Raw genomic sequence first — 517 nt, 5'->3', positions numbered from 1 at the left:
CTTTGATCAACAGACAATTAGACTTAAAATTACCCACATTGATATAGATAGTATCAGTCATTTAAAACGCTTGGTTGAACTTAATGTGGGTGATGACACGCTGCTTCATCGAGAAATAGAACATTTGTCTGATCTCGGTGACGAAGCAAGTTAGATTGCCTGACGAATATAATCATATAGCTATGTCGAAAAAAATTACTATGCAGATCCCACTAAAATGGGATCAGCTTTTTTATTTGGGTAAAGGTACCGTTGCTACCCTACTGCTCTCTATCACCGCTTTTCCATTGGTACTCGGTGGCGGCTGGTATTGGTATCAACAACAAAGCGAACAATCCCAACAATTGCGTGCTCAACTTGATGTATTGACATCAGAAAAGCAGCAATTGATGGCCGACTACCAAGAGCAGCTTGATACCAATCACTCTCTGTCGCAGACGTAACCGAAAAAGCAACCAAATCAGTTGCTAGGCAAACGGGTATTTGATGTGGAATCCGTACTCGGTATTGCCGATGA

1 protein-coding gene and 1 pseudogene are annotated in these 517 nt (G+C 41.4%); both read left to right on the top strand.

The window, feature by feature from the left end; translation table 11 throughout:
- Positions 1-154: pseudogene (locus tag CIK04_RS27590) on the top strand (PilZ domain-containing protein); the annotation flags it as partial.
- A gap of 46 nt (positions 155-200) precedes the next feature.
- Positions 201-443, top strand: a complete 243-nt coding sequence (locus CIK04_RS27585; protein ID WP_325205911.1) for a hypothetical protein — start codon at positions 201-203, stop codon at positions 441-443.
- The last annotated feature ends 74 nt before the right edge of the window (positions 444-517 follow it).

Source organism: Vibrio sp. 03_296 (assembly GCF_002265885.1).
This window is presented reverse-complemented; position numbering and strand designations above follow the sequence as displayed.

Excerpts from the sequence above, each read along its gene's own strand:
- CIK04_RS27585 (WP_325205911.1), top strand. The coding sequence starts at position 201 with ATGCAGATCCCACTAAAATGGGATCAGCTTTTTTATTTGGGTAAAGGT.